Origin of the sequence: Nocardia sp. NPDC127579 (assembly GCF_042672005.1) — a bacterium.
Classification (GTDB): domain Bacteria; phylum Actinomycetota; class Actinomycetes; order Mycobacteriales; family Mycobacteriaceae; genus Nocardia.
The window spans coordinates 267,426-289,377 of the sequence record NZ_JBHXVZ010000003.1 but is presented as its reverse complement, the minus strand read 5'-3'; the positions used below and the strand labels follow the sequence as shown (position 1 = coordinate 289,377).

Genomic DNA, 21,952 nt, shown 5'->3' with positions numbered 1-21,952 from the left:
CCCAACCGTTTCCGCGAGAGGCCACCGTCCGATGACACTGATCCTGACCCGCTCCGAGGTGCTGGCGATGCTGCGGCTGCCCGAGGTGATCGCCGCGGTGCGCGCGGCCCATATCGAGCTCGCGCGCGGCGACGCGGTCGCGCCCGCGCCACCGGCGATGCGGCTGCCCGGTGCGCAGGCCAGTTTCCTGGCGATGGTGGCGGCCTCACGCGGTACGGGGCTGGCGGCGGTGAAACTGCTCGCCGACATACCCGCAAACCGTGAGATCGGTTTGCCCGCACAGCGTTCGGCGATTCTGACCGTCGACACCGCCGACGGTGCGTGCGCGGCGCTCATCGACGGCGCGGCGGTCACCCGATTCCGGACCGCGGCCGCCTCGGCGGTCGCCACCGCCGCGCTGGCCCGCCCCGACGCCCGGGTGCTCGGGTTCGTGGGGGCCGGGGCGCTGGCACATACGCATCTGCAAGCCTTGCGCGCGGTGCGCGAATTCGAGCGGGTGCTGGTGTGGAGCCGCAGCACCGCGACGGTGCGCGCGTTCGCGGAGGCGACCGGAGCCGAGATCGCCGAGTCGCCCGAACAGGTGGTGCGGGCATCGGAGGTGCTGTGCACCCTCACCCCGTCGCGGCGGCCGGTGGTGCGCGGGGCGTGGTTCCGGCCCGGCCTGCACGTCAACGCGGTCGGTGCGCCGCCGCGCCCGGATCATCGCGAAATCGACTCCGAGGGGATCGCGCGGGCGCGAGTGATCGTGGACAGCCGCTCGACCGCCCTGCACGAATCCGGTGACGTGCTGATTCCGCTGGGCGAGGGCGTGATCGACGCGGCGCACGTCGGCGACGAGATCGGAGAGGTGCTGCTGGGCTCCAAGCCCGGGCGCGGCGACGCCGAGCAGATCACCCTCTACAACTCTCTCGGTGTCGGGTTGCAGGACCTGGCCGTGGCGCGGCTGCTCATCGACGCCGCGCGCCAGCGCGGGCTGGGCACCGAGATCGACCTGGCGAGATGAGAAACGCGCACGAAATGCGCTGGTAATCACCCACTTCTACGTTAATGGCATACCGCAAAGTTATAAGGAAACGCCCATGAAGAAACTCGCCGTCACCGCCCTGCTCGCCCTCACGGCCGGCACGCTCACCGCCTGCGGCACCAGCGCCGACACCGACGGCCTGAAGGTCGGCGTGATGTTCCCCGGCTCGCTCTCCGACGACGGATTCATGCAATCCGGATACGAGGGCTATCAGCGGCTGCAACAGAACCTGACCGGCAAGGCCGCGCTCACCAAGGTCGAACAGGTGCCCGCCGCCGACTACCAGCAGGTCCTGACCCGCCTGGCCACCGGCTCGGATCTGGTCGTATCCTTCGGCGGCCAAACCGATTCCGTACTGCGCCAGGTCGCGCCGGCCTTCCCGAAGGTCAAATTCGTGGAGATCGGCGGCCCCGCCGACGCCGCACCCCTGGCCAACCTCGCCTACTACGACCCGGTCCAGGCCGACGGCGGCTTCCTGGCCGGCGCGTACGCGGCGCTGGTGACCAAGACCGGCAAGGTGGCCTTCGTCGGCGGTATGGAACTACCCGCGATCGTCAAGACCGCCAAAGCCTTCGAACAGGGTGCCCGGCACGTGCGGCCGGAGGTGAACGTGCTCGCGCCGCAGTACGTCGGCGACTTCAACGACGTCGCCAAGGCCAAACAGGCCGCCCAGGCCGGGGTCGGCGCCGGAGCGGGCGCCTTCGGCCAGCAACTCAACCTGGGCCGGCAGGGACTGGCGCAGGCGGCCAGGGAAGGCGAGGCCGCCGTCGTCGGCGGGCCGCTGGTCAAGCCGTGCGAGACGGGATACGCCGGGTATGTGAAAAGCGATACCGGCGCCGAACTCGAGTACGCGGTGCAGGCGGTACTGAACAACACGTTCAAGGCCGAGCAGGTGCGGTTCGGGCTGGCCTCGGGCACCGGGGCCACCGACATCGTGCTGTGCGCGGCCAGCCCGGAGGCGGCCGCGGTGATGGACAAGGTGAAAGCCGATATCGCCGCCGGGGCGATCACGGTCGGCTGAGCCGAGAGCGCGGCGGGTCAATCGTCGCGGACGACGACACCTGCCGCGTGCGCGAACGCGGGCGCCAGATCCAGCAGCTGGGTGTGGTTGATGGTGGCCCCGCGCAAGGCGTCCATGCCGCTGGCGACGTCGATGGAGCGGGCGCCGCGCAGATCGACATCCTGGAGGCGGGCACGGTCCAGCGCCAGGCGGGTCAGCGTCGAGCCCGCGAAGGTGAGCCCGCGCAGGGTGGCTTCCGCGAAATCGACATCGCGCAGCACACAGTCGACGAACTCGATATCGCGCAGCGTGCAATCGCGGAAGTTCACCGACTCGAACTTGCAGCTCTCGAAACGGATCCGCCGCATGCCGGCGCTGACGATCTCCACACCGGACCAGGCGGAATCGATGAGCTCGGTGTCCTGCCAATCGCTCTGCCCCAGGTTCGTACCGACCAGCCGCACACCGCGCAACCACGCATCGGTGAACCTGCCGAACCGGAAGCTGCCGCGCAGCACCGTCAGCTCGGTCAGCGCTGATTCGACGAAACGCGTACCGCGGCAATCGGGTTCGTCGAACTCGCGCCCGTCCAGATGGAGATTGTCGTACTCCTGATCGGGTTCGAGGTCACCGTCGAAGGACGCGAGGCGGCGCGCATAGGGGAGATCGGCCAGCACACGAGACATCCCACGAGCGTAATCGGCACGCGGACCCGGTAACCGCACGGTCCTGTTCGCGCTGTACCACTTCTGGTCACCGTGGGTGGTGCTGTCCCGGGTCGTCTTCACTCTGGATCTCCTGTAGGGCAGAGAACCATGGCCCGTGCGATAGGCTGGGCGGCGATGTCTACCGGGACGGCCTTGCGCCACACACGGATCGGCGACCCGGTGCTGTTCTGAGCACCGGGCGGGCCGGTGCGTGCCCGCTGTCGATATCGCGCGGACCTGCGCGGGCACCCCCCGTCGTCGCGATTGATCGCCGACTCGAAATATCAATCACGACAGGATGATTCATGCGTATCGAAACACTGCTCGTTCCGACCGCCGATGGCCGGGCCGACGCATTGGCCGTCCACCCCGGCGACGGCGCGTCCCACCCGGGTGTGCTGATGTATCCGGACGGGTTCGGTATCCGGCCCGTGCTGCGGGAGCTGGCCGTCGAACTGGCCGGGCACGGATACTTCGTGCTGGTGCCCAACCCGTTCTATCGCCACGGCCCCACACCACTGCTGGACCTGCCCGAGCACATCGGCGACGATCTCCGGCCGCAGATCTTCGCCCAGGTGATGCCGTTGATCCGGGCGCACACCCCCGACCGGGCGCGCCGCGACGCCGCGGCATACCTGGACCACCTCACGAGCCGCCCCGAGGTGAGCGCCGGGCCGGTCGCGGTGACCGGCTACTGCATCGGTGGCCTGCTGGCCGCGCGCACGGCCGCCGCGCACCCCGGCCGGGTAGCCGCCGTCGCGGGATTCCACAGCCCGTTCGGCGCCGACGAGACCGAGCGGCACGAACTGCTCGCGACGCTCACCGCCGAACTCCATCTCGGTCACGCCGCCTCCGATCTCACACCCGAGACACTCGCCGACCTCAATCGGGACCTGGACGCGGCGGGAGTGAAGTACTGCTCCGAGATCTACCCCGGCACGGTTCACGGGTACACGATGGCCGACACCGACAGCTTCGATGCCGCGGCACTGCAACGGCACTGGGACGACCTGCTGGCGCTACTGGCTCGCACACTCGCGGGCTGACCTCGCTCGTAGTCGCGTTCGCGGCCCGTGCGACACGAGCTCCATGCCTGCGCACCGACGGCTGGACCGGAATTCCGGATGAGCGAAACGGTTGACATTCCCTCGATGCCCGATTCGCCCAGCTCGGCGATGGGGTGGGCGGGGTGATCGGTGGTCGCTGGACCGGCCCGGGGCGCACCGGCCGCGATCACACCTCTACCCTCGAATCATGCAGTCCTGGTCCGATACCGCCCTACCCGCCGTGCCCGGAGCGGGGCCGCCGCTGCGCCTGTACGACACCGCCGACCGCCAGGTGCGCCCGGTCACGCCCGGCGCCACGGCCGGGCTGTACGTCTGCGGGATCACCCCCTACGACGCCACCCATCTCGGCCACGCCGCCACCTACCTGACCTTCGATCTGGTCAACCGGGTGTGGCGGGACGCGGGTCACGAGGTGCACTACGTGCAGAACGTCACCGACGTCGACGACCCGCTGTTCGAACGCGCCGACCGTGACGGTATCGACTGGCGGGATCTGGGCACCCGTGAGATCGACCTGTTCCGCGAGGACATGACCGCGCTGCGTATCCTGCCGCCCCGCGAATACGTCGGCGCCATCGAATCGGTGGACGAGGTCGTCGAACTGGTCGAGAAGCTGCTCGCCGCGGGCGCCGCGTACACGGTCGAGGACGCCGAGTACCCCGACATCTACTTCCGGGCCGACGCCACCGAGCAGTTCGGCTACGAATCCGGCTACGACCGCGCCACCATGGAACGCCTGTTCGCCGAACGTGGCGGTGACCCGGATCGTCCCGGCAAACGCGACATCATCGACGCGCTGCTGTGGCGGGCGGCGCGCCCGGGTGAACCGTCGTGGCCCGCGCCGTTCGGCGCCGGTCGCCCCGGCTGGCACATCGAGTGCGCGGCGATCGCGTTGAACCGGCTCGGCCCCGAATTCGATGTGCAGGGCGGCGGCAGCGACCTGATCTACCCGCATCACGAGTACTCCGCCGCGCACGCCGAGGCGCTGGGCGACACCCGCCGGTTCGCCCGCCACTACGTGCACGCCGGGCTGATCGGGCTCGACGGGGAGAAGATGTCGAAGTCCAAGGGCAATCTGGTGCTGGTCTCCACCCTGCGCCGCGGCGGCACCGATCCCGGCGCCATCCGCCTGGGCCTGCTCGCCGGTCACTACCGCGCCGACCGCATGTGGACCGCCGAGGTCCTGACCGAGGCCGAGGCCCGCCTGGACCGCTGGCGCCGCGCCGCCGCCCTTACCGCGGGCCCCGACGCCACCGACACCGTCGCCCGCCTGCGCCAGCACCTGGCCGACGACCTCGACACCCCCAAAGCCCTTGCCGCCGTGGACAACTGGGCCGACCAGGCGCTCACCTACGGCGGCCCCGACCGGTCCGCGCCGCCGGTGATCCGCACCGCCGTCGACGCCCTGCTCGGCATCGCCCTCTGAGCCGTACCCGGGCGGTCCGGACGCCGTCGCGCGTGCGGACCGCGCCGGAGGTGTTGTGCGCGTAGGAGTTCCGAGTGTCGACTGCGGTATCGGTCAGGCCGGGTCGCCAGGCCGCGGATCGGAATCGGATACCGCCGCAGGGCGGGTTCGGCTGCGAAGCCACAGGTAGCCGACGGTTATTCCGGCGAGAACGACGAAGTGGAACACGATGTCATCGGTCCGTCCGCCATTGGCGACCAGGAAGAGACCGAACAGCCACAACGCCAGCACGGCGCCGAGACAGCCGTTGAGTCGATGTCGCCGGCTCCAGCCCGGTCGCGCCGCCCAGCGGCGCATGATCCCGGCGAGGGCCGCGGCGAATACCAGCGCTGCGAGTGTCCACACCACGAAGGGCGCCGGGCTGCCGATGAACGCGACCAGATACAGCATCAGCCACGCCAGTCCCGCACCGAATCCGAGCCAGCCGACGGTCGCAGGTTCGGGGCTGCGCTTCGTCGAGGTGGTGGCCCACGGTCGCCGGCACCTGCCCGCCGACCACACCAGGATGATCACCGCGGCGCAGCCGCCGACGATCTGCGCGGCGGACAGGCGGAAGTCGGACCGAACGAGCGAGATGAACACGAACAAGGCGAACCCGACGGCGAACACACCCGCGAAAACGCTCAGCATCGAACGCGACAGCCAGGCGGCGTGCCGCTCGGCGGGAAAGGCCAGGTGCGTCAGCACAATCGGAACGACGATGCTCCACACCGCGTGGTATCCGGCGACCACGACCGCCCACAGCCAGTTCACATCGAATGCCCGCCCGTAGACGGTTTCGCCGTCCATCCCTTGCGGATCGAAGATCGTCTGTAGCCCGAGCCCTTCCTCGAGTACTGCGAACGCGAGGGCGAGCAACAACAACCCCCACCCGTCGAGGCCCCGGCGTCGCACTGCTTCCCGGACCAACAGCACACCCGCACCGTAGAAGCACACGATCGCCGCGGCCCGCAGCGGCTGGGCGAGATAGCTGAATCGAAACGCCGCACCGACGATTTCGCCGATCAGCGGCGACAGCAGGAAAAGCACCAGGACCGGCCCGGGGTGAGCGTGCTGGTCCCCACCCGGCTTCGTGGAGCGGTTGCGACCGGCACCCATGATCGTCACCCCTCGTCGTCCCGAACGGCGAGAGCATTGACGAACAGCAACGGCCAATCGCGTTCGAACACTGACCGGTCGGCGTCGCCCCGGTCGCGGATTTCGCGCGGCAGATCCGTCATCGCGTTCATCAGCACCGAGGCGACGAGCCGGGCGTCCACCGGTCGGAACTGGCCATACTGCTGTCCTTCGGCGATGAACGTGCGCAATTCCGCCAAGCCCTCGGCCTGCTCTGCGTCCCGGGCCGCCCCGCCTGCCTGGTCGTGGCGTTCGAACTGCGTCGACACGAGCATGGCCGGCAAGTTGTCGAGGCAGTGCGCGGCGAACCGCCGAAGCATTCCTTCGAGCGCCGAGACGTAGCTGTCGTCCTCCTCGACGGGCTTCATGGCTTCGTCGACTCGCTGCTGGATCGTTGCGCGCATCTGATCGATCAGCCCCTGCCGAGATCCGAAGTGGTAGCTGATCAGTGCCGGGCTCACCTGCGCGCGAGCCGCTATCGCGGCGTTCGACGCCTTGGCCAGCCCTAGATCCGCGATCGTCTCGATCGCGGCATCCACGATCTGGCGTCGACGCGCCAGCTCGATGAAGCTCGGCCGCTCGCGTGCTGATTGCATAATCAGAATTTTAATCGCAACAACAGGAATTCTGCCTCGGGGCTCCCTCGAGCACGTCGACTATCGAAAAGCGCTGGTCAGGGGTGTCAGCTGAGGTTCAGCAGGATCGAGTCGGCGGTGGCGGGCGCGAGGGCGCTGACCGCGCCGATCATCGGGACATAGCGGGGGCGCAGGTGGCGGGCGCGGGTGCGGATGGCGGTGATCATCCACTCCGAGGCCTGTTCGGGAGTGAGCGCGGGCTTGGCGCGATAGGTGGCGGTGGGTGCGATCATCGGCGTGCGCACCAGCGGGAAGTGCACGGCTGTCACGTGGATTCCGTGTTCGGCGACCTCGGCGGCGAGGCTGTGACCGAAGGCGGTCAGCGCCGACTTGGAGGCGTGGTAGGCGGCGAACTTCGGCATCCGCTCGGCCGGCACGCCCCAGGTCGCGACATTGACGATGTGGCCGTCGCCGCGCTCGATCATGGACGGCAGCAGTTCGAGGGTGAGTGCGACGGGCCCGTAGTAGTTCACGGCCATCGTGCGTTCGAAGTCGTGGAATCGCGTGCACGACTCGAGCACGGTCCGGCGGATCGAACGCCCGGCGTTGTTGATCAGGATGTCGACCTGCCCCCAGGTGCCGAGCAGTTCGGCGGCCAGCTCGTGCACGGCGGCGCGGTCGGTGAGATCGCACGGGAGGACCAGCGCACGCCCGCCATGACGGGCGATCTCGGCGCCGACCTGCTCGAGTTCGTCGCGGCGCCGGGCCACCAGGGCCACCTCGGCGCCGAGTTCGGCCAGCCGCAGCGCGGTCGCGCGCCCGATTCCCGAGGAGGCGCCGGTGATCACGACGCGCTTTCCCGGCAGCGCGACCGCGCCGGCCGTGCGCAGTCGCCAGGGCGCGCAGAGGGGTTGCAGGGCGGCGGTCAGCGCCCGGTCGCGGATTCTGGCGAGCATGTCGGCCTCCCGAGTGAGTTTCGATTCGAGACCCACCTTGGCAGGGTAGGTTTTGTTTCGCAACCCACCTGGGTAGGCTGAGCGAATGAGCGAACCCCGCGACGACCTGCCGCGCCTGCGCCACGATCCGGTCGCCGCGGCCGTCGACCACGTGGGGGATCGCTGGACCTTCCTGATCCTGCGCGAGGCGTTCTTCGGCGTCCGCCGGTTCGCCGATATGCGCCGCAACCTGGGCGTGGCCCGCAATATCCTGACCGAACGCCTGAAGAAACTCGTCGACAACGGCATCCTGGAGCGCCGCCGCTACAGCGAGCGGCCACCCCGTGACGAATACCGGCTCACCGACAAGGGCCGCGATCTCTACGGAATCACCGTCGCCCTCATGCGCTGGGGCAACCGGTGGGGCCCGGACGGTCCCACCCTGCGCCTGCTGCACGCCGCCGACGACGGCGACCTCGAGCAGGTGATCCGCTGCACCTGCTGCGGCCGCGACGTCGACGCGCGCGAGGTGCGCTACGAGTACCCCGGCCCGCACTGAACATCCCGTGACCGAACCGTATTCGATACCGCAGCCCAGCGAAGTTTGCTGAAAGTACGCTGACGTGGGTGGGATCGGTGCCCTCGCCCATGCTGGCGACCCCCGGACAGCCGCCGGACGAACCCGGCCGGTGGGCCATCGAGATGAAATGGGACGGCGTACGCGCCCTGGCCGTCTGCGACGGCGGCGCCTGCCGGCTCTACAGCCGCAACAGCCGCGACATCAGCGGCTCCTACCCGGAACTCACCACCGCCCTGACGAAGGCCGCCGCGGGCCGGACCCTGCTGCTCGACGGCGAGATCACCGCACCCGACCCGGCCACCGGCGCACCCTCCTTCGCGCGACTGCAACGACGCATGCACGTCCGACAGCCGACCCCGACGCTGCGCGCGCAGATCCCCGTCGAATACTTCCTGTTCGACGTGCTCGAAGCCGACGGCGCGACACTGCTCGGCCTGCCGTATCGGCAACGCCGCGAACACCTGGCCGGACTCGGCGTGGAGGGCCCCGGCATCCGGCTGTCCCCGTACTGGATCGACCGCGACGCCGACACCCTGCTGACCCTGGCCCACGAGCACCACCTCGAAGGCATCGTCAGCAAACTGCTCACCGCCCCCTACCGGCCCGGCACCCGCTCACCGGCCTGGATCAAGACCCCGTTCCGCCACACCACCGAAGCCGTCATCGCCGGCTGGCTCCCCGGAAACGGCCGCTACACCGGCACTTTCGGCTCCCTGATCCTGGGCGCCCACGACGCCGCCGGTCACCTGGTCCACATCGGCAATGTCGGCACCGGCTGGACCCTGCCCGCCCGCCGCGCCCTGCAAGCCGACCTCGACCGCCTCGCCCGGCCCGACCCCCCGTTCGACACTCCGCCCACACTGCCCACCGCCCACTGGGTCGCCCCGACCCTGGTCGCCGACATCGAATACCGCGAAGCCACCCCCGAGGGCCTGCGCCACCCCAGCTGGCGCGGCCTGCGCACCGACAAGTCCCCGCGGGAGGTGACGGTGCCCGAATCCGGATAGCCGAGCGGGATTCTCGACCGTCGTCTCGCGTTGTCAACGGCACCGACAACGACCGGGCTATCCGGTGAACTCGGTGCCCGGCATCAGCGCTGGGCCGAACCCGTGGGCACCGACACCGTCGCTTGCCACCGATCGGTCAGGCCGAGTTCCGTACGGAGCATTCCGAGATTCGCCTCGTCACCGAGAAAAGACACGGGTTCGTTCTCGGCGGCGATCCGGTCACCAACGGCCGCGAGAGCGAAGATCAACGCCTGCATCGCGTCGATACCCATCGCGAAACTCGCGATCGGCCCGTCCTCGGATCCCTCGATGGTCCACGGGCAGAACCAGTCCGGCCGGTCGTCCGGTTGCACCGGTCTGCCGATGTGTGCGGTGATCTCTCCGTGAGGGGAGTCGAACACACGGGTGGCTATCGATTCCTCGAACTCGATCATGTCGAGATTCTCCTCCTGGACCCGCGCTGATGATCGATGACGGCTTGCACGCGAGATGCGGGCGCCGGATAGTCCATCTCGGCGACGATGTCGGCCGTGGGGCCCTCGTCCTGGCCGTCGGTGATCGGGACGATGTTGCCGTAGCGGCGGCTGTCGCTGAACACATCCGATCATCAGTGAACACCAGGCCGATGAGTTCGCGGGTGCGGCGCCGTCTGTAGTGGCGATCATCGAAACTGCTGCCATGCAGGCGGTCGAAGTGGAAGGTTCCCCGATGTCGTACTCGCGCGCCGAACTGTGGGCGCTGGCGCACGCCGAACGTGTGGCGCTGGCCGAGGATCTCGTCGGCCTGACCGACGAACAGTGGGCGCGGCAGTCGCTGTGCGGTAGCTGGTGTGTCGAGGAGGTGGTAGCGCATCTGACCGCCGCGGCGAGTATCGGGCGATGGCGGTGGCTGGTCAGTGTGCTGGGCGCCCGGTTCGACTTCGCCGAGCACAACGCGCGGCGGCTGGCCGAGCATCGCGGGGCCACCCCGACCGAGACCCTGCGGCGATTCCGTCGGGTGCTCTACAGCACCACCGGCGCGTCCGGTCACACCGCGGCCTGGGTCGGCGAGGTGATCGTGCACGCCCAGGACATCCGCCGGCCACTGGGACTGCCGGGCAAACCCTCGATCGAAGCCGCGACCGCGGTGGCCGAGTTCTACGCCGGCCGCGACTTCACCGTCACCGGCCGCACCGCCACCGCCGGGCTGCGCCTCGAGGCCACCGACGGCGAGTTCCGCACCGGGTCCGGCCCGCTGGTCACCGGCACGACGCTCGCGCTGACCATGGCGATGGCCGGCCGCGCCGTCTACTGCGACGAACTCACCGGCCCCGGCCTGGACACGCTGCGCAGCCGTCTCTGATGCGCTCGGCCGAGGACGTGCGCGATAGCGGGCAGCGCATCCGGCAGCAGGCAGCACGTACCCCGGATACCGCGCGGCTCAGCCCGGCACTGCGGTTGTCGGCCGGGCCGCGCGAACACAGCGCCCGGCAAGCCGATTCGCGCGTGCTGCCCGGGTAGGGCAGGGTTGTGCCCACCATGACTGACCTCGAGGAGCCCGGCAGCCGGTGGCGCGACGGTGTGCGGCTGGCGGTGTTCGCCGCCTTCCTGCTCGTGACGTTCTATCTGGTGGCGGTGGCCCGCGTCATCGACGTCGACGGGGTGCGGGCGGCGGTGGCCGCGACCGGTCCGGCGGCTCCGGTGGTGTACGCGGCGGCCGCGGCGCTGCTGGGTGCGGCGCTGGTGCCGGGCCCGATCCTGGCGGCCGGCAGCGGACTGCTGTTCGGGCCGTTGACCGGAACGTTCGTCACCTTGTCCGCGACCATCGGCGCGGCGGTGGTGTGCGGATTCCTCGGGCGCCGGGCCGGGCGCGGTAGCGCGCGCCGGCTACTCGGGCCCGAACGCGCGCAGCGGCTCGACGCGCAGATCGCCCGGCGCGGGCTGTGGGTGGTGGTGGGGCAGCGGTTCGTGCCCGGCGCCCCGGACGCGCTGGCCTCCTACAGCTTCGGCGCGCTGGGAATTCCGCTGTGGCAGTTGGCCGCCGGGGCGTTCATCGGATCCGCGCCGCGCTCGTTCGTCTACACCGCGCTCGGCGCCTCGCTCGGGGATCTGTCGGCGCCGCTGGCCTATTCGGCGATCGCGGTGTGGTGTGTGGTCGCGATCATCGGCACGTTCGCCGCGCATCGCGGCTGGCGCAGCTGGCGACGCGAACGCGCTCAGCCCAGCAGTTCGTCCTCGTAGCACCACCGCCACGCCTCACCCGGTTCGATACTGCGGATCACCGGATGCCCGCTGTCGGTGTGGTGGCGGGTGGCGTGGTTACCGGGGGAGGAATCGCAGCAGCCGATCTGCCCGCAGGTCAGACACATTCGCAGATGCACCCAGGTCAGCCCCTCGGCGATGCACTGCGCGCATTCGTCGGGGCCCTGCGGTTGCGAGAGCAGCGGCGCGGCGCGCAGGTGCGCGCACTCGTCGGCGCCGGGCCCGGCCAGCGGTTCGACCCGATCGTCCTCGGATTCGTCGAACCGGTCGATCATGGACTCCTCGAGGTCCAGACGTGCCATCACATGTTGCAGGATCTCGTAATCCATGCCGCCGGCGTCGCGTACGGCGAGCACGGTGTCGCGTTCGGCGGTCAGCATCGCCAGGCGCAGCCGCCGGTATTCGGCGGTGGGCGTGGCCTGTTCGGATTCCGCGCGCCCCAGCCGCTCCCAGGCGGCGTTGGTCTTCCAGGTGACCCGTTCGCGCAGTGACTGCACGACCGCATCGGGTGTCTCGGCGGTGACCTCGGCGTCGAGCACGGCCAGTCCCGCGGTCGTGGCCTGCGAGAGCAGGCTCGCCTTGGCGAGCGCGTCCTCGGCACGGCTGGGCCCGCGCAGTTTCAGCATGCGCACCAGCCACGGCAACGAGGTCCCCTGCAACAGCAGGGTGCCGCCCACCACAACCAGCGCCAGCAGTTTCAGCACCGCCAGCTGCGGGGTGTCCTCGGGCAGCAGCAGCACCGCGGCCAGGGTGACCACGCCGCGCATCCCCGCCCACGACACCACCGTCGCGTGTCGCAGCGCCTCTTCCGGCGGTGCGCTGGCCTCCCCGATGCGGCGCATGAGCAGCGACCACGGGAACACCCACAGCGGCCGAGCCAGCATCACCGCCGCCAGCACCGCGACCGCGGCCACCAGCAGGGTGGTGTGGTCCAGACCGCTGCTCCAGGCGTCCTCGACGATGCCGCGCACCTGCAATCCGATGATCAGGAACACCGCGCTTTCCAGGATGAACTGGATGGTGCGCCAGTTGGTGCGCTCGGCGATCCGTGAGGCCGCGCTCTGCCAGTGCGGCGCGTTGTGGCCGAGGATCATCCCGCACACCACGACCGCGATGACACCGGAGGCGTGGATCTCCTCGGCGGGCAGATAGGCGATGAACGGCGCCAGGAACGACAGCGTCGTGTCCAACACCGGGTCGGCGATGCGGCGGCGCAGCAACGCCAGCAGATAGGCCACCGCCATCCCGACCAGCGCGCCGCCACCGGCCGCGAGCAGGAAATCCCCGCCGGCGTTCCACACCGACACCGTGCCCGCCGACGCCGCGATCGCGGTGCGCAGCGCCACCAGCGCGGTCGCGTCGTTGAACAGCGACTCGTCCTCGAGAATGGTGACGATCCGGCGCGGCATCCCGATTCGCCGCGCCACCGCGGTGGCGGCGACGGCGTCCGGCGGCGCCACCACCGCACCCAGGGCGACGGCCACCGCGAACGGCACCGGCAACAGCAGCCACACCACCGCGGCCACCGCGAAGGTCGAGAACAGCACCAACCCCACCGACAGCAGCGCGATGGTGCGCAGATTCGCCCGGAAATCGACCAGCGAGGTGCGGATCGCTGCGGTGTAGAGCAGCGGCGGCAGCAACCCGAGCAGCACCACCTCCGGATCCAGGTGCACGGTCGGCACGAACGGCAGATACGACGCCGCCACGCCCGCCACCGTCAGCACCAGCGGCTCGGACACCCCGAACCGGCGCGCCACGGCCGCCAACCCGGCTGCCGCCGCCACGAGAATCACCAGGCCGATCGCCATATGCACCGCAGCATTCTCCCATCACCGCGACAGTTGACATGTCCCGCAGCAGGCGAACCGGCTGTGGGCGTAGCGTGCACGCGCAATGCTGGTCGCCACGAGGAGGTTTCGACATGGACGAGTTCGCGCGCTGGCGCGCCACCGGCCGCCGGTTCACCCACCGCGGGCATCAGATCTTCTACCGCGACAGCGCCTTCGACGCCGGCCCGCCGGCCACCGGCACCGACGGTGCGCGGGTGCTGCTGTGCGTGCACGGTTTCCCGACCGCCTCCTGGGACTGGCACGCCCTGTGGCCCGGGCTGTGCGCGGAGTTCACCCGGGTGCTGGCGGCGGACATGATCGGCTTCGGCTGGTCGGCCAAACCGCGTGATTACCGGTACTCGATTCTCGATCAGGCCGACCTACAGGAGCGGCTGCTGCGTGAGCAGGGGGTGCGCCGGGTGCACATCCTGGCCCACGACTACGGCGACACCGTCGCCCAGGAGTTGCTGGCCCGCGCCGCCGAACGCCGCCACGCCGGGGACGACTCGCTGGTCATCGAGTCGGTGTGCCTGCTCAACGGGGGATTGTTCCCCGAAACCCATCGCGCCCGCCCGATCCAGCGGCTGCTGGCGGGCCCGCTGGGGCCGCTGGCCTCGGCGCTGGCCAGCCGGGCGGCGTTCGAGCGGAGTCTGGGCGCGGTGTTCGGGCCCGAGACCAAACCGTCGGCGGCCGATCTCGATCGGTTCTGGCTGCTGTGGTGCGGGCGGCGCGGAAAACGCAACGGCCACAAGCTGATCCGGTATATGGCCGAGCGACGGGTGCATCGGCGGCGGTGGGTCGCGGCATTGACCGAGACGCCGGTTCCGCTGCGGTTGCTCGACGGCATGCTCGATCCGGTCTCCGGCGGGCACATGGTGGCTCGCTACCGGGAACTCGTTCCCGAACCGGACGTGGTGGAATTGGCCGATGTGGGGCATTACCCGCAGTTGGAAGCCCCCGAGGAGACGCTGGCCGGTGTGCTGGAATTCCATCGCACACGGGTGGGCTGAGCATCAAAAGCCCGAGCGCCAACCAGATAACCGAGGGTTACCATTGGTGGCGTTCGGGGTGGAAAGACTGCGGCGTCACCGAACCCGGCGCCGCGTGCGCGGGGCTCAGAGGAAGATACCAATTCCCGAGAGCAGAACTGTTGCCACAAACACGATGCCTGCGACGAGTAGCTCGATGAGCATGGAACCTTTCCTTTCCTTCTATTCGTGTGTCATCCGCAATGAGCGGACATGGAGTTAATCTCCAGCTAAACGTGATCTGTTTCACTTTTTCGGGCATAAAACCGAAATAGCCACCTGACCAGCGGCCGTTCGACCGACCTCCGGCAACCCATCCGTTATGGCATCGGCCATAGAATGTCGGGTGTGGCAGCCACCCGCCGAGCACGCACCGGAACCCGTCCGCGCCTACCCGACGCCCGCGCGCGCATGATCACCGGCGCCATCGACTCCCTGCGCGTGCACGGCGCCAGCGCCACCAGCATCGACCGCGTCCTGGCCGCCACCGGCGCGCCCCGCGGCTCGGTCTACCACCATTTCCCGGGCGGCCGCACCGAACTGCTGGGCCGCGCCCTGGATGCCGCGGGCGCCACCATGAGCGAATACATCGAACACCTCACCCGCACCCACGACCCGATGACCGCGCTCGAACAGTTCGCCGCCCTGTGGCGGCACACCTTGTGCGAGAGCGACTTCCGCGCGGGCTGCCCGGTCTTCGCGATCGCCGTCGAAACCAACGACGACGCACCCGAACTCGCCGGGACCGCCGCCGAGATCTTCGCCCGCTGGCACCGCGCCCTCACCGAACAGCTGCTGCGCCACGACTATCCGCCCGCACGCGCCACACGCCTGGCCTCGCTGACCGTCGCCGCGATCGAAGGCGCGATCGTGCTGTGCCGCATCCACCGCGAAACGACCCCGCTCGAGGACACCGTCACCGAACTACGCGTCCTCTACACCGGCGGTCAGTGAGACATCCATCCCGTTGTGCGTGACGGGCTTTCGTGCCCGCGCCGAACAACCGGTCCATGATCCCCGGCGTGACCTGGGCCGAGCCTGTTTCGGGCGAAACGGCCCGCTGAATCGGGCTCATCCATTGCGCGAACGACCGTTTTATGTCCTGCGCGGCAGGTCGTTAGCGTCGAATTCATGCGGTGGAGCTACCTTTCAGCACAAGAACAGTCGGCCGCGTTGCGGGCCGGTGCGGTGACCTCGGTGACGCTGACCGAGGAGGCGATCGCCCGGATCGAACAATACGATCCGGCGATCAACGCGATCTGCGTACCGGATTTCGATCGCGCGCTGACCGCCGCGCGGGCGGCGGATGCGGCACGCGCCCGCGGCGCGGACCGGCCGCTGCTCGGTGTGCCGGTGACGGTCAAGGAGTCCTACGACATGGCCGGTCTGCCCACGACCTGGGGTATGACACGGCATGCGCACCATATCCCCGATCAGGACGCGGTGCAGGTGGCCCGGGTGCGGGCCGCGGGCGCGGTGGTACTCGGCAAGACGAATGTGCCGGAGACACTGCGCGATATCCAGAGTTTCAACGACATCTACGGCACCACCGCCAATCCGTGGGATCTCACGCGCACCTCGGGCGGGTCCTCCGGCGGTTCGGCGGCGGCCCTGGCGGCCGGGTTCGGTGCGCTGTCGCTGGGTTCGGATCTGGCCGGTTCGCTGCGCACCCCCGCGCATTTCTGCGGTGTCTACGCGCACAAACCCACCCTCGGGCTGGCGCCGGTGCGCGGCATGGTCGCCCCGACCGCACCGCCCCTGCCGATCGACCTCGATCTGGCTGTCGTGGGCCCGATGGCTCGCACCGCCGCCGATCTCACGCTGCTGCTCGAGGTGATGGCCGGGCCCGATCCGCTGACCCACGGCCTGGCCTACGACCTGACCCTGCCGCCGGCCCGGCACGAGCGGCTGGCCGACTTCCGGGTCCTGGTCCTCGAGGACCATCCGCTCATCGCGACCGGTGCGGCGGTGCGAGCGGGCGTGAACCGGGTCGCCGACGCGCTCGCCGACGCCGGCGCGCACGTGCGGCGCCACAGTCGGTTGCTGCCGGATCCGATCGAAGCGGCAACGATCTACATGCAGCTGATGCTGTCCAATGCCGCCGCGGGGCTACCCGACGAGCTCTACGAACAGCTGCGCGACCGCGCCGCCGCCCGGGACCCGGCGGACCGGAGTCTGGACGCGGCCCGGGCGCGCGGCATGGTGCTCAGCCATCGCGAGTGGGTGCGAGCCGACCACCGGCGCGAACACCACCGCCACGGCTGGCGGCGGCTGTTCGCCGAATTCGACGCCGTGCTGTGCCCGATCACGCCCACGCCCGCCTTCCCGCACGACCACACCGGCGGGCTCGAGGACCGGCGCATCGAGATCGACGGCGCGACCTACCCGTATTTCGACCAGCTCGTCTGGGCCGGTACCGCCACCATGCCCGGCCTGCCCGCCACCGCCGTCCCCGCGGGCCGCTCACCCGAGGGTTTGCCGGTGGGCGTGCAGCTCATCGGGCCGATGTTCGAGGACCGCACGCCGCTGCGGCTGGCCGAACTGCTCGAACAGGCCATCGGCGGCTTCGACCCGCCCGCGGGTTACCGGGACTCGGCCAGGACCCGGGCCCGGTAGATCGAGAACACCGCGACGATGGCCAGGACCGCCGTCGCGAGCGAGGCGGCGATCCGGAACCCGTGTCCGACAAGGAATTCCGTCACCGCGCTCTCGATCTCGGCCACCGGGCGCTGCTCGTGTTCGCCGATGATGTCGGCGCGCGGCCACTGATACAGGATCGACAGCAGGAACTGGCCACTGACCAAGAACACCAGCGACGCGGCCAGCCACCGGCGCGCCTGCCGCGCCCACAGCGCCACCGCGATCGCGATCAGCGCGGACACCGTCATCACCGCACCCATCGGGCGCATCACCCCGCCGATGTCGACCACCGTCAGGAACTCGTCGGACAGCGCCAGCGACTGCGGCACGTCCCGAAACATGTTCGGGTACAAGAAGATCGTCTCGGCGGCGGTGACCGCGAAGACCAGAGCGGCGAGCGTCGCATACAGGCCGGTCGTCACGAGTGGGATGGTGGTCGGTTTCATGCACTCGACGCTACGACGGGGCCGCCGCCGCCACATCCGGCGCGAACCCCCACCTCGGATCAGGGTGTCCCCTGACCCCGGCTTCGACACCGGCCCCGCACGCGCGGCCACCTCCGAGGGCGCCCGCCGCATGCACCCTGCCCACCGTGCAACAGCCGATCCGGGTCGCCGAGTTCGACCGGTTCTTCGCCACCTCCGTGCGCGCGGTCCGCCGGCTCGACCCGGTTCGGCTGGAACTGCTCCTCACCTCCGACGCCGAAGCGGCGGCGCATGCGCTCGCCGCCCGCGAGACGAATTGCTGCGCGTTCTTCACCTTTCTGCTCGAGGGTGGATCCCGCCATCCCGATCATGCCTGCCACAGATCGGTCTCGTGCGACCCGATCAGACCCCGGATCCGGGCGATCGCGTCCTGGACCCCGAGCGCGGGCAGACGACGTCCGTCACGCAACCGGATCGCCACCTGCCGCGCCGCCTCCTCGGCCGGACCGAGAACGAACCGGTACGGCACCAGACGGGTCTCGCGTACCCGCGCCGAGAGGCTTCCGTCGCCGACGACCCGCACCCGCAGATCGGCGCGCACGCACTCCGCGCGCAGACCCTCCGCGGCCGCCTCCTGGGCGGGGGAGACCGGCAGGATCGCCACCTGCACCGGCGCCAGCCAGGCCGGGAACGCGCCACCGTGCACCTCGAGCAGCTGAGCGACCGCGCGTTCGACGCTGCCGATGATGCTGCGGTGCACCATGACCGGGCGGTGCGCGGCCCCGTCGGCGCCGATGTAGCGCAGATCGAACCGCTCGGGTTGATGGAAGTCGACCTGCACGGTGGACAGGGTGGATTCGCGCCCGGCATGGTCGCTGATCTGGATGTCGATCTTCGGGCCGTAGAACGCCGCCTCACCCTCGACCGCCTCGTAGGGCACACCGCAACCGTCGAGCACCTCGGTCAGGATCCTGCTCGACTCCCGCCACAGCCGGGGCTCCGCAACATATTTCCCGCCCGCGCCGGGCAGCGACAGCCGATAGCGGGCGGGCGCGATACCCATGGCCCGGTAGGCGGAACCGATGAGTTCCAGCGCGGCGGCGGCCTCACCGGCCACCTGGTCCAGGGTGCAGAAGATGTGCGCGTCGTTGAGCTGGATGCCGCGCACCCGGGTCAACCCGCCCAGCACACCGGAGAGCTCCGAGCGGTACATGCCGCCGAGTTCGGCCATCCGCAACGGCAATTCGCGGTAGCTGTGCGAGCGCGACCGGAACATCACCGCGTGATGCGGGCACAGGCTCGGCCGCAACAGCACCTGTTCACCACCGAGAGCCATCGGCGGATACATCTCGTCGCGATAATGCGCCCAATGCCCGGATATCTCGTACAGTTCGCGTTTGCCGAGCACCGGCGAATACACGTGCTGATAGCCCGCCCGCCGTTCGAGCCCGCGAATGTAGTCCTCGAGACTGTGCCGCACGATCGCGCCGTCGGGCAGCCAGTACGGCAGCCCCGATCCGATCAGCGGGTCGGTGTCGAACAAGCCGAGCTCACGGCCGAGTTTGCGATGGTCGTGCACGGGTCTTCCTTCCGGTGAAGGCGGATGACCACATGCGAAAGCCCCGGGCATCCGCCCGGGGCTTGGATTCGGAAACAGCAATCAGCGCGCCGGGACAAACTCCGGCGTCGTGGTGACACAAGCGCGCTGCATGCCGATCAACGTACACCGCGGCAATCCACCGAACAAGGCGGACAAACTATTCGGCGCGCCCCGGATACCGGATGACCTCCACCTCGTCGAGAACGACCAGCCCCTCGGTGACCAGCTCGTCGAGTTCGGGCAGGAACTCCCGCACTCGTTGCGCGTCGTCGACGATGACGATCGCGACCGGCAGATCCTCGCTCAGCGACAGCAGCCGGGTGGTGTGGATCCGCGAGGACGCCCCGAATCCTTCGACACCGCGGAACACGCTCGCCCCCGCCAGCCCGGCTCGCTGCGCACGGTGCACGATCTCGCTGTGCAGCGGACGGTGCCCGACGGTGTCGCTTTCGCCGACGAACACCGTCAGGCGCAGTGCCGATCCCATGACATCCCTCCAAGCGGTACGCGAGGCCAGACGATGCCGACAGGCTACCGCGACGAAGCCCCCGCGGCCCGCACCCGCACCCAGGTGCTGTTCACCGCCGCCGCTCCGGAGAACATGTCGGTCAGGCCCGGATCGTGCAGCAGGTTGACGTTCTTGCCCGGCACCGACGCCGCCACCTGCCAGCCGACGCCGGGTTCGCCGTGGCCCCACCCGTGCGGAACGGCCACCGTCCCGGGACGGATATCGGCACTGATCTCCACCGGGACCTCGATCTGCCCGGTCGCCGAGGCCACCGTGACCGCCACACCCGCAGCCAGGCCGCGCGCGGCAGCGTCCTCGGGATGCATGAGCACCGTGCACCGATCCCGGCCCTTGACCATCTCCGGCACATTGTGCAGCCAGGAATTGTTGCTGCGCAGATGCCGTCGCCCGATCAGCCGCAGATCGAAACCGTCGGTGCGCGGCTCGGCGTCGACGCGCAACGCGCGCGCGGCGGTCACGAAATCCGGTGGAGCCAAACACACCCGGTGATCGCCGGTACCGATCAACTGCCGCAGCCGCGGACGCAACGCACCCAGATCCATCCCGCCCGCGCTCGCGCGCACCTTCGCGATCGTCAGGCCCCGCATGCCCTTGCGCAGCACACCGTAGGGTCCGGCCGCGACTCCGAGCGCCGACAACCGCATCGGACTCGCCTGATCGAACACTCGCCGCAACACCCCGGCACTCCACCGGCGCGCCGGTAGCGGCAGCACCTCGGTGATCAACCGCGCCAGGATCTCCCAATCCTCGAGCCCGTCGGCCGGCGGATCGAACACCCGCGCGCTGTAGCGCATGTTGTTGCGCACACTGAACACCGGCAACAGCACGTCGACCTCCTCGCGCTCCAACGGCGAGATCGGCGGCAGGATGATATCGGCGTGGCGGGTCGTCTCGGTGACGTACATGTCCACCGCCACATAGAAATCCAGGCCCGCCAGCGCCGCGTCCAGCTCGCCCCGGTTCGGGGTCGAAAGCACCGGATTACCGGCGTAGGTGACCATCGCCCGGATCGCGCCACCGCGGATCTCCCCGGTCAGCGCCGCCACCGGCAACTCCGACCGGAACGATTTGAACCGTCCCGAACTGTCGGTCCACGCGCCGTGGCCCATCGGCAGATACTTGCCCAGCCGCGGCGCGTCGATCGGCGGCGTCGCGAACATCTGCCCGCCGGCCCGATCCAGATTCCCGGTCACCGCGTTCACGACATTGACCAGCCAGTGCGTCAGCGTGCCCGTCACCTGCAGGCACACCCCCAGCCGGGCATACAGCACCGCCGACCGCGCGGCGGCGTGCTCGCGCGCCAGCCGGCGGATCACCTCCGCGGGCACACCCGCGGGGCCCGCCATCCGCTCCGGCGTCAGATCCGAGACCAGCGCCCGGATCTCACCCCACCCCGAACACTGGCGCGCGATCGCCGCCTCGTCGCACAGCTTCTCGGTGACCAGCACATGCAACATGCCCAGCAGCAGATACGGGTCACCGCCGGCCGCGACCGCCACATGCTCGTCGGCCAGCCGTGCGGTCTCCGTGCGCCGCGGATCGATCACCACCACCGTGCCGCCGCGTCCACGCACATCCTTGATGCGCTGCTTGGCATTCGGCATGGTCGAGATCGACCCGTTCGACACCGCCGGATTCGCGCCCAGCACCACCAGCCGGTCCGTGCGATCGATATCGGCCACCGGCATCAGCAGATTCGACCCGAACATCCGCCATGCCGCGAACTCCTGCGGGAACTGATCGATCGAGGACGCGGTGAAGAAATGCTTGGTCGCCAGCACCGCCCGCAGCAGCGCCCCGTAGATCACCGAGGAACTGTGCGCGGCGGGATTGCCCAGATACATGCCGATCGCGCTCGCGCCGTGCTCGGCGCGCACCGCCCGCAAGCGCCTCCCGATCTCGTCGAACGCCTCGTCCCAGCCGATCGGCTCGAACGTCGACCCGACCCGGCGCACCGGGGTACGCAGGCGATCCGGGTCGTGGTGCAGCCCACCCATCGCGGTGGCCTTCGGACAGATGTAGCCCTTGGACAGGACATCGTCGGGATTGCCCTCGATCCGGCGCACCCGCTGCTCCTCGACGGTGACCAGGATGCCGCAGTGGGCTTCGCACAGGGTGCATTGGCGGGCAATTGTCTTGGCGCTCACGGGAATCAGGCTACCCCGACTGGCCCAGACGGTCG

The 21,952-nt window shown here is 69.7% G+C and carries 23 protein-coding genes; 12 read left to right on the top strand and 11 right to left on the bottom strand.

Annotated features, from left to right (window positions below):
• Positions 1-31 precede the first annotated feature (31 nt).
• Positions 32-1,003, top strand: a complete 972-nt coding sequence (locus ACFVMC_RS13725; RefSeq protein WP_379210058.1) for an ornithine cyclodeaminase family protein — start codon at positions 32-34, stop codon at positions 1,001-1,003.
• Positions 1,004-1,079: 76 nt separating this feature from the next.
• Entirely contained in the window at positions 1,080-2,045 is a 966-nt protein-coding gene (locus tag ACFVMC_RS13720; protein WP_379210056.1) for a BMP family ABC transporter substrate-binding protein, read from the top strand.
• A 17-nt stretch (positions 2,046-2,062) separates the two neighbouring features.
• On the opposite strand, the gene ACFVMC_RS13715 is transcribed toward ACFVMC_RS13720, so the two are convergent.
• Positions 2,063-2,710, bottom strand: a complete 648-nt coding sequence (locus ACFVMC_RS13715) for a pentapeptide repeat-containing protein (RefSeq protein WP_379210054.1) — start codon at positions 2,708-2,710, stop codon at positions 2,063-2,065.
• A 326-nt stretch (positions 2,711-3,036) separates the two neighbouring features.
• On the opposite strand from ACFVMC_RS13715, the gene ACFVMC_RS13710 reads away from it, so the two are divergent.
• A complete protein-coding gene (locus tag ACFVMC_RS13710; protein ID WP_379210052.1) occupies positions 3,037-3,777 on the top strand; it encodes a dienelactone hydrolase family protein in 741 nt (246 codons plus the stop codon).
• 208 nt (positions 3,778-3,985) lie between these two features.
• A complete protein-coding gene (gene mshC / locus ACFVMC_RS13705; protein WP_379210050.1) occupies positions 3,986-5,224 on the top strand; it encodes a cysteine--1-D-myo-inosityl 2-amino-2-deoxy-alpha-D-glucopyranoside ligase in 1,239 nt (412 codons plus the stop codon).
• Between the two features lie 93 nt (positions 5,225-5,317).
• Here mshC and ACFVMC_RS13700 read toward each other — a convergent pair whose 3' ends face one another.
• From ACFVMC_RS13700 to ACFVMC_RS13690, 3 genes are all read right to left on the bottom strand, one after another.
• Complete coding sequence (locus ACFVMC_RS13700) at positions 5,318-6,361, bottom strand: hypothetical protein (RefSeq protein WP_379210048.1); 1,044 nt, start codon at positions 6,359-6,361, stop codon at positions 5,318-5,320.
• A 5-nt stretch (positions 6,362-6,366) separates the two neighbouring features.
• Positions 6,367-6,918 (bottom strand): TetR/AcrR family transcriptional regulator, encoded by a 552-nt coding sequence (locus ACFVMC_RS13695; protein WP_379210046.1) that lies wholly within the window; start codon positions 6,916-6,918, stop codon positions 6,367-6,369.
• Positions 6,919-7,061: 143 nt separating this feature from the next.
• Positions 7,062-7,910, bottom strand: coding sequence for an SDR family NAD(P)-dependent oxidoreductase (locus tag ACFVMC_RS13690; RefSeq protein WP_379210572.1), 849 nt, complete (start codon positions 7,908-7,910; stop codon positions 7,062-7,064).
• Between the two features lie 85 nt (positions 7,911-7,995).
• Here ACFVMC_RS13690 and ACFVMC_RS13685 point away from each other — a divergent pair, with 85 nt between their 5' ends.
• Positions 7,996-8,448, top strand: coding sequence for a winged helix-turn-helix transcriptional regulator (locus ACFVMC_RS13685; protein WP_379210044.1), 453 nt, complete (start codon positions 7,996-7,998; stop codon positions 8,446-8,448).
• A gap of 89 nt (positions 8,449-8,537) precedes the next feature.
• On the top strand, positions 8,538-9,476 hold the full coding sequence (locus ACFVMC_RS13680; protein ID WP_379210570.1) for an ATP-dependent DNA ligase: 939 nt from the start codon (positions 8,538-8,540) through the stop codon (positions 9,474-9,476).
• Positions 9,477-9,559: 83 nt separating this feature from the next.
• Here the strand turns inward: ACFVMC_RS13680 and ACFVMC_RS13675 are convergent, their stop codons facing one another.
• Both ACFVMC_RS13675 and ACFVMC_RS13670 read right to left on the bottom strand, forming a co-directional pair.
• Positions 9,560-9,910, bottom strand: coding sequence for a DUF6968 family protein (locus ACFVMC_RS13675; protein ID WP_379210043.1), 351 nt, complete (start codon positions 9,908-9,910; stop codon positions 9,560-9,562).
• Complete coding sequence (locus ACFVMC_RS13670) at positions 9,907-10,074, bottom strand: hypothetical protein (RefSeq protein WP_379210041.1); 168 nt, start codon at positions 10,072-10,074, stop codon at positions 9,907-9,909. The genes ACFVMC_RS13675 and ACFVMC_RS13670 overlap by 4 nt, the downstream gene beginning before the upstream one ends.
• Before the next feature lie 110 nt (positions 10,075-10,184).
• Between ACFVMC_RS13670 and ACFVMC_RS13665 the strand changes: the two genes are divergently transcribed.
• The 3 genes from ACFVMC_RS13665 to ACFVMC_RS13655 are packed head-to-tail and all read left to right on the top strand — an operon-like array spanning position 10,185 to position 11,695.
• Positions 10,185-10,817 (top strand): maleylpyruvate isomerase family mycothiol-dependent enzyme, encoded by a 633-nt coding sequence (locus tag ACFVMC_RS13665; RefSeq protein ID WP_379210039.1) that lies wholly within the window; start codon positions 10,185-10,187, stop codon positions 10,815-10,817.
• Positions 10,817-10,975, top strand: coding sequence for a hypothetical protein (locus tag ACFVMC_RS13660; protein WP_379210037.1), 159 nt, complete (start codon positions 10,817-10,819; stop codon positions 10,973-10,975). The genes ACFVMC_RS13665 and ACFVMC_RS13660 overlap by 1 nt, the downstream gene beginning before the upstream one ends.
• 18 nt (positions 10,976-10,993) lie before the next feature.
• A complete protein-coding gene (locus ACFVMC_RS13655; protein ID WP_379210036.1) occupies positions 10,994-11,695 on the top strand; it encodes a TVP38/TMEM64 family protein in 702 nt (233 codons plus the stop codon).
• Here the strand turns inward: ACFVMC_RS13655 and ACFVMC_RS13650 are convergent.
• Positions 11,671-13,527 carry a Na+/H+ antiporter gene (locus ACFVMC_RS13650; protein WP_379210568.1) on the bottom strand — a complete coding sequence of 619 codons (1,857 nt, stop codon included), beginning with the start codon at positions 13,525-13,527 and terminating at the stop codon, positions 11,671-11,673. The genes ACFVMC_RS13655 and ACFVMC_RS13650 overlap by 25 nt on opposite strands.
• A gap of 113 nt (positions 13,528-13,640) precedes the next feature.
• Here ACFVMC_RS13650 and ACFVMC_RS13645 point away from each other — a divergent pair, with 113 nt between their 5' ends.
• The 3 genes from ACFVMC_RS13645 (at position 13,641) to ACFVMC_RS13635 (ending at position 17,192) form a co-directional block, all read left to right on the top strand.
• Positions 13,641-14,558: an alpha/beta fold hydrolase gene (locus ACFVMC_RS13645; RefSeq protein WP_379210034.1), complete on the top strand. Its 918-nt coding sequence runs from the start codon at positions 13,641-13,643 to the stop codon at positions 14,556-14,558.
• Between the two features lie 366 nt (positions 14,559-14,924).
• Positions 14,925-15,530, top strand: a complete 606-nt coding sequence (locus tag ACFVMC_RS13640; RefSeq protein ID WP_379210032.1) for a TetR/AcrR family transcriptional regulator — start codon at positions 14,925-14,927, stop codon at positions 15,528-15,530.
• A 177-nt stretch (positions 15,531-15,707) separates the two neighbouring features.
• Positions 15,708-17,192, top strand: coding sequence for an amidase (locus tag ACFVMC_RS13635; RefSeq protein WP_379210030.1), 1,485 nt, complete (start codon positions 15,708-15,710; stop codon positions 17,190-17,192).
• Here the strand turns inward: ACFVMC_RS13635 and ACFVMC_RS13630 are convergent.
• The 4 genes from ACFVMC_RS13630 to ACFVMC_RS13615 form a co-directional block, all read right to left on the bottom strand.
• Positions 17,159-17,662: a hypothetical protein gene (locus tag ACFVMC_RS13630; protein ID WP_379210028.1), complete on the bottom strand. Its 504-nt coding sequence runs from the start codon at positions 17,660-17,662 to the stop codon at positions 17,159-17,161. The two genes, ACFVMC_RS13635 and ACFVMC_RS13630, sit on opposite strands and share 34 nt — an antisense overlap.
• A gap of 346 nt (positions 17,663-18,008) precedes the next feature.
• A complete protein-coding gene (gene thrS / locus ACFVMC_RS13625) occupies positions 18,009-19,220 on the bottom strand; it encodes a threonine--tRNA ligase (protein WP_379210026.1) in 1,212 nt (403 codons plus the stop codon).
• Positions 19,221-19,398: 178 nt separating this feature from the next.
• Positions 19,399-19,728, bottom strand: a complete 330-nt coding sequence (locus tag ACFVMC_RS13620; RefSeq protein ID WP_379210024.1) for a DUF190 domain-containing protein — start codon at positions 19,726-19,728, stop codon at positions 19,399-19,401.
• A 44-nt stretch (positions 19,729-19,772) separates the two neighbouring features.
• Entirely contained in the window at positions 19,773-21,917 is a 2,145-nt protein-coding gene (locus ACFVMC_RS13615; RefSeq protein WP_379210022.1) for a molybdopterin-dependent oxidoreductase, read from the bottom strand.
• Positions 21,918-21,952 lie beyond the last annotated feature (35 nt).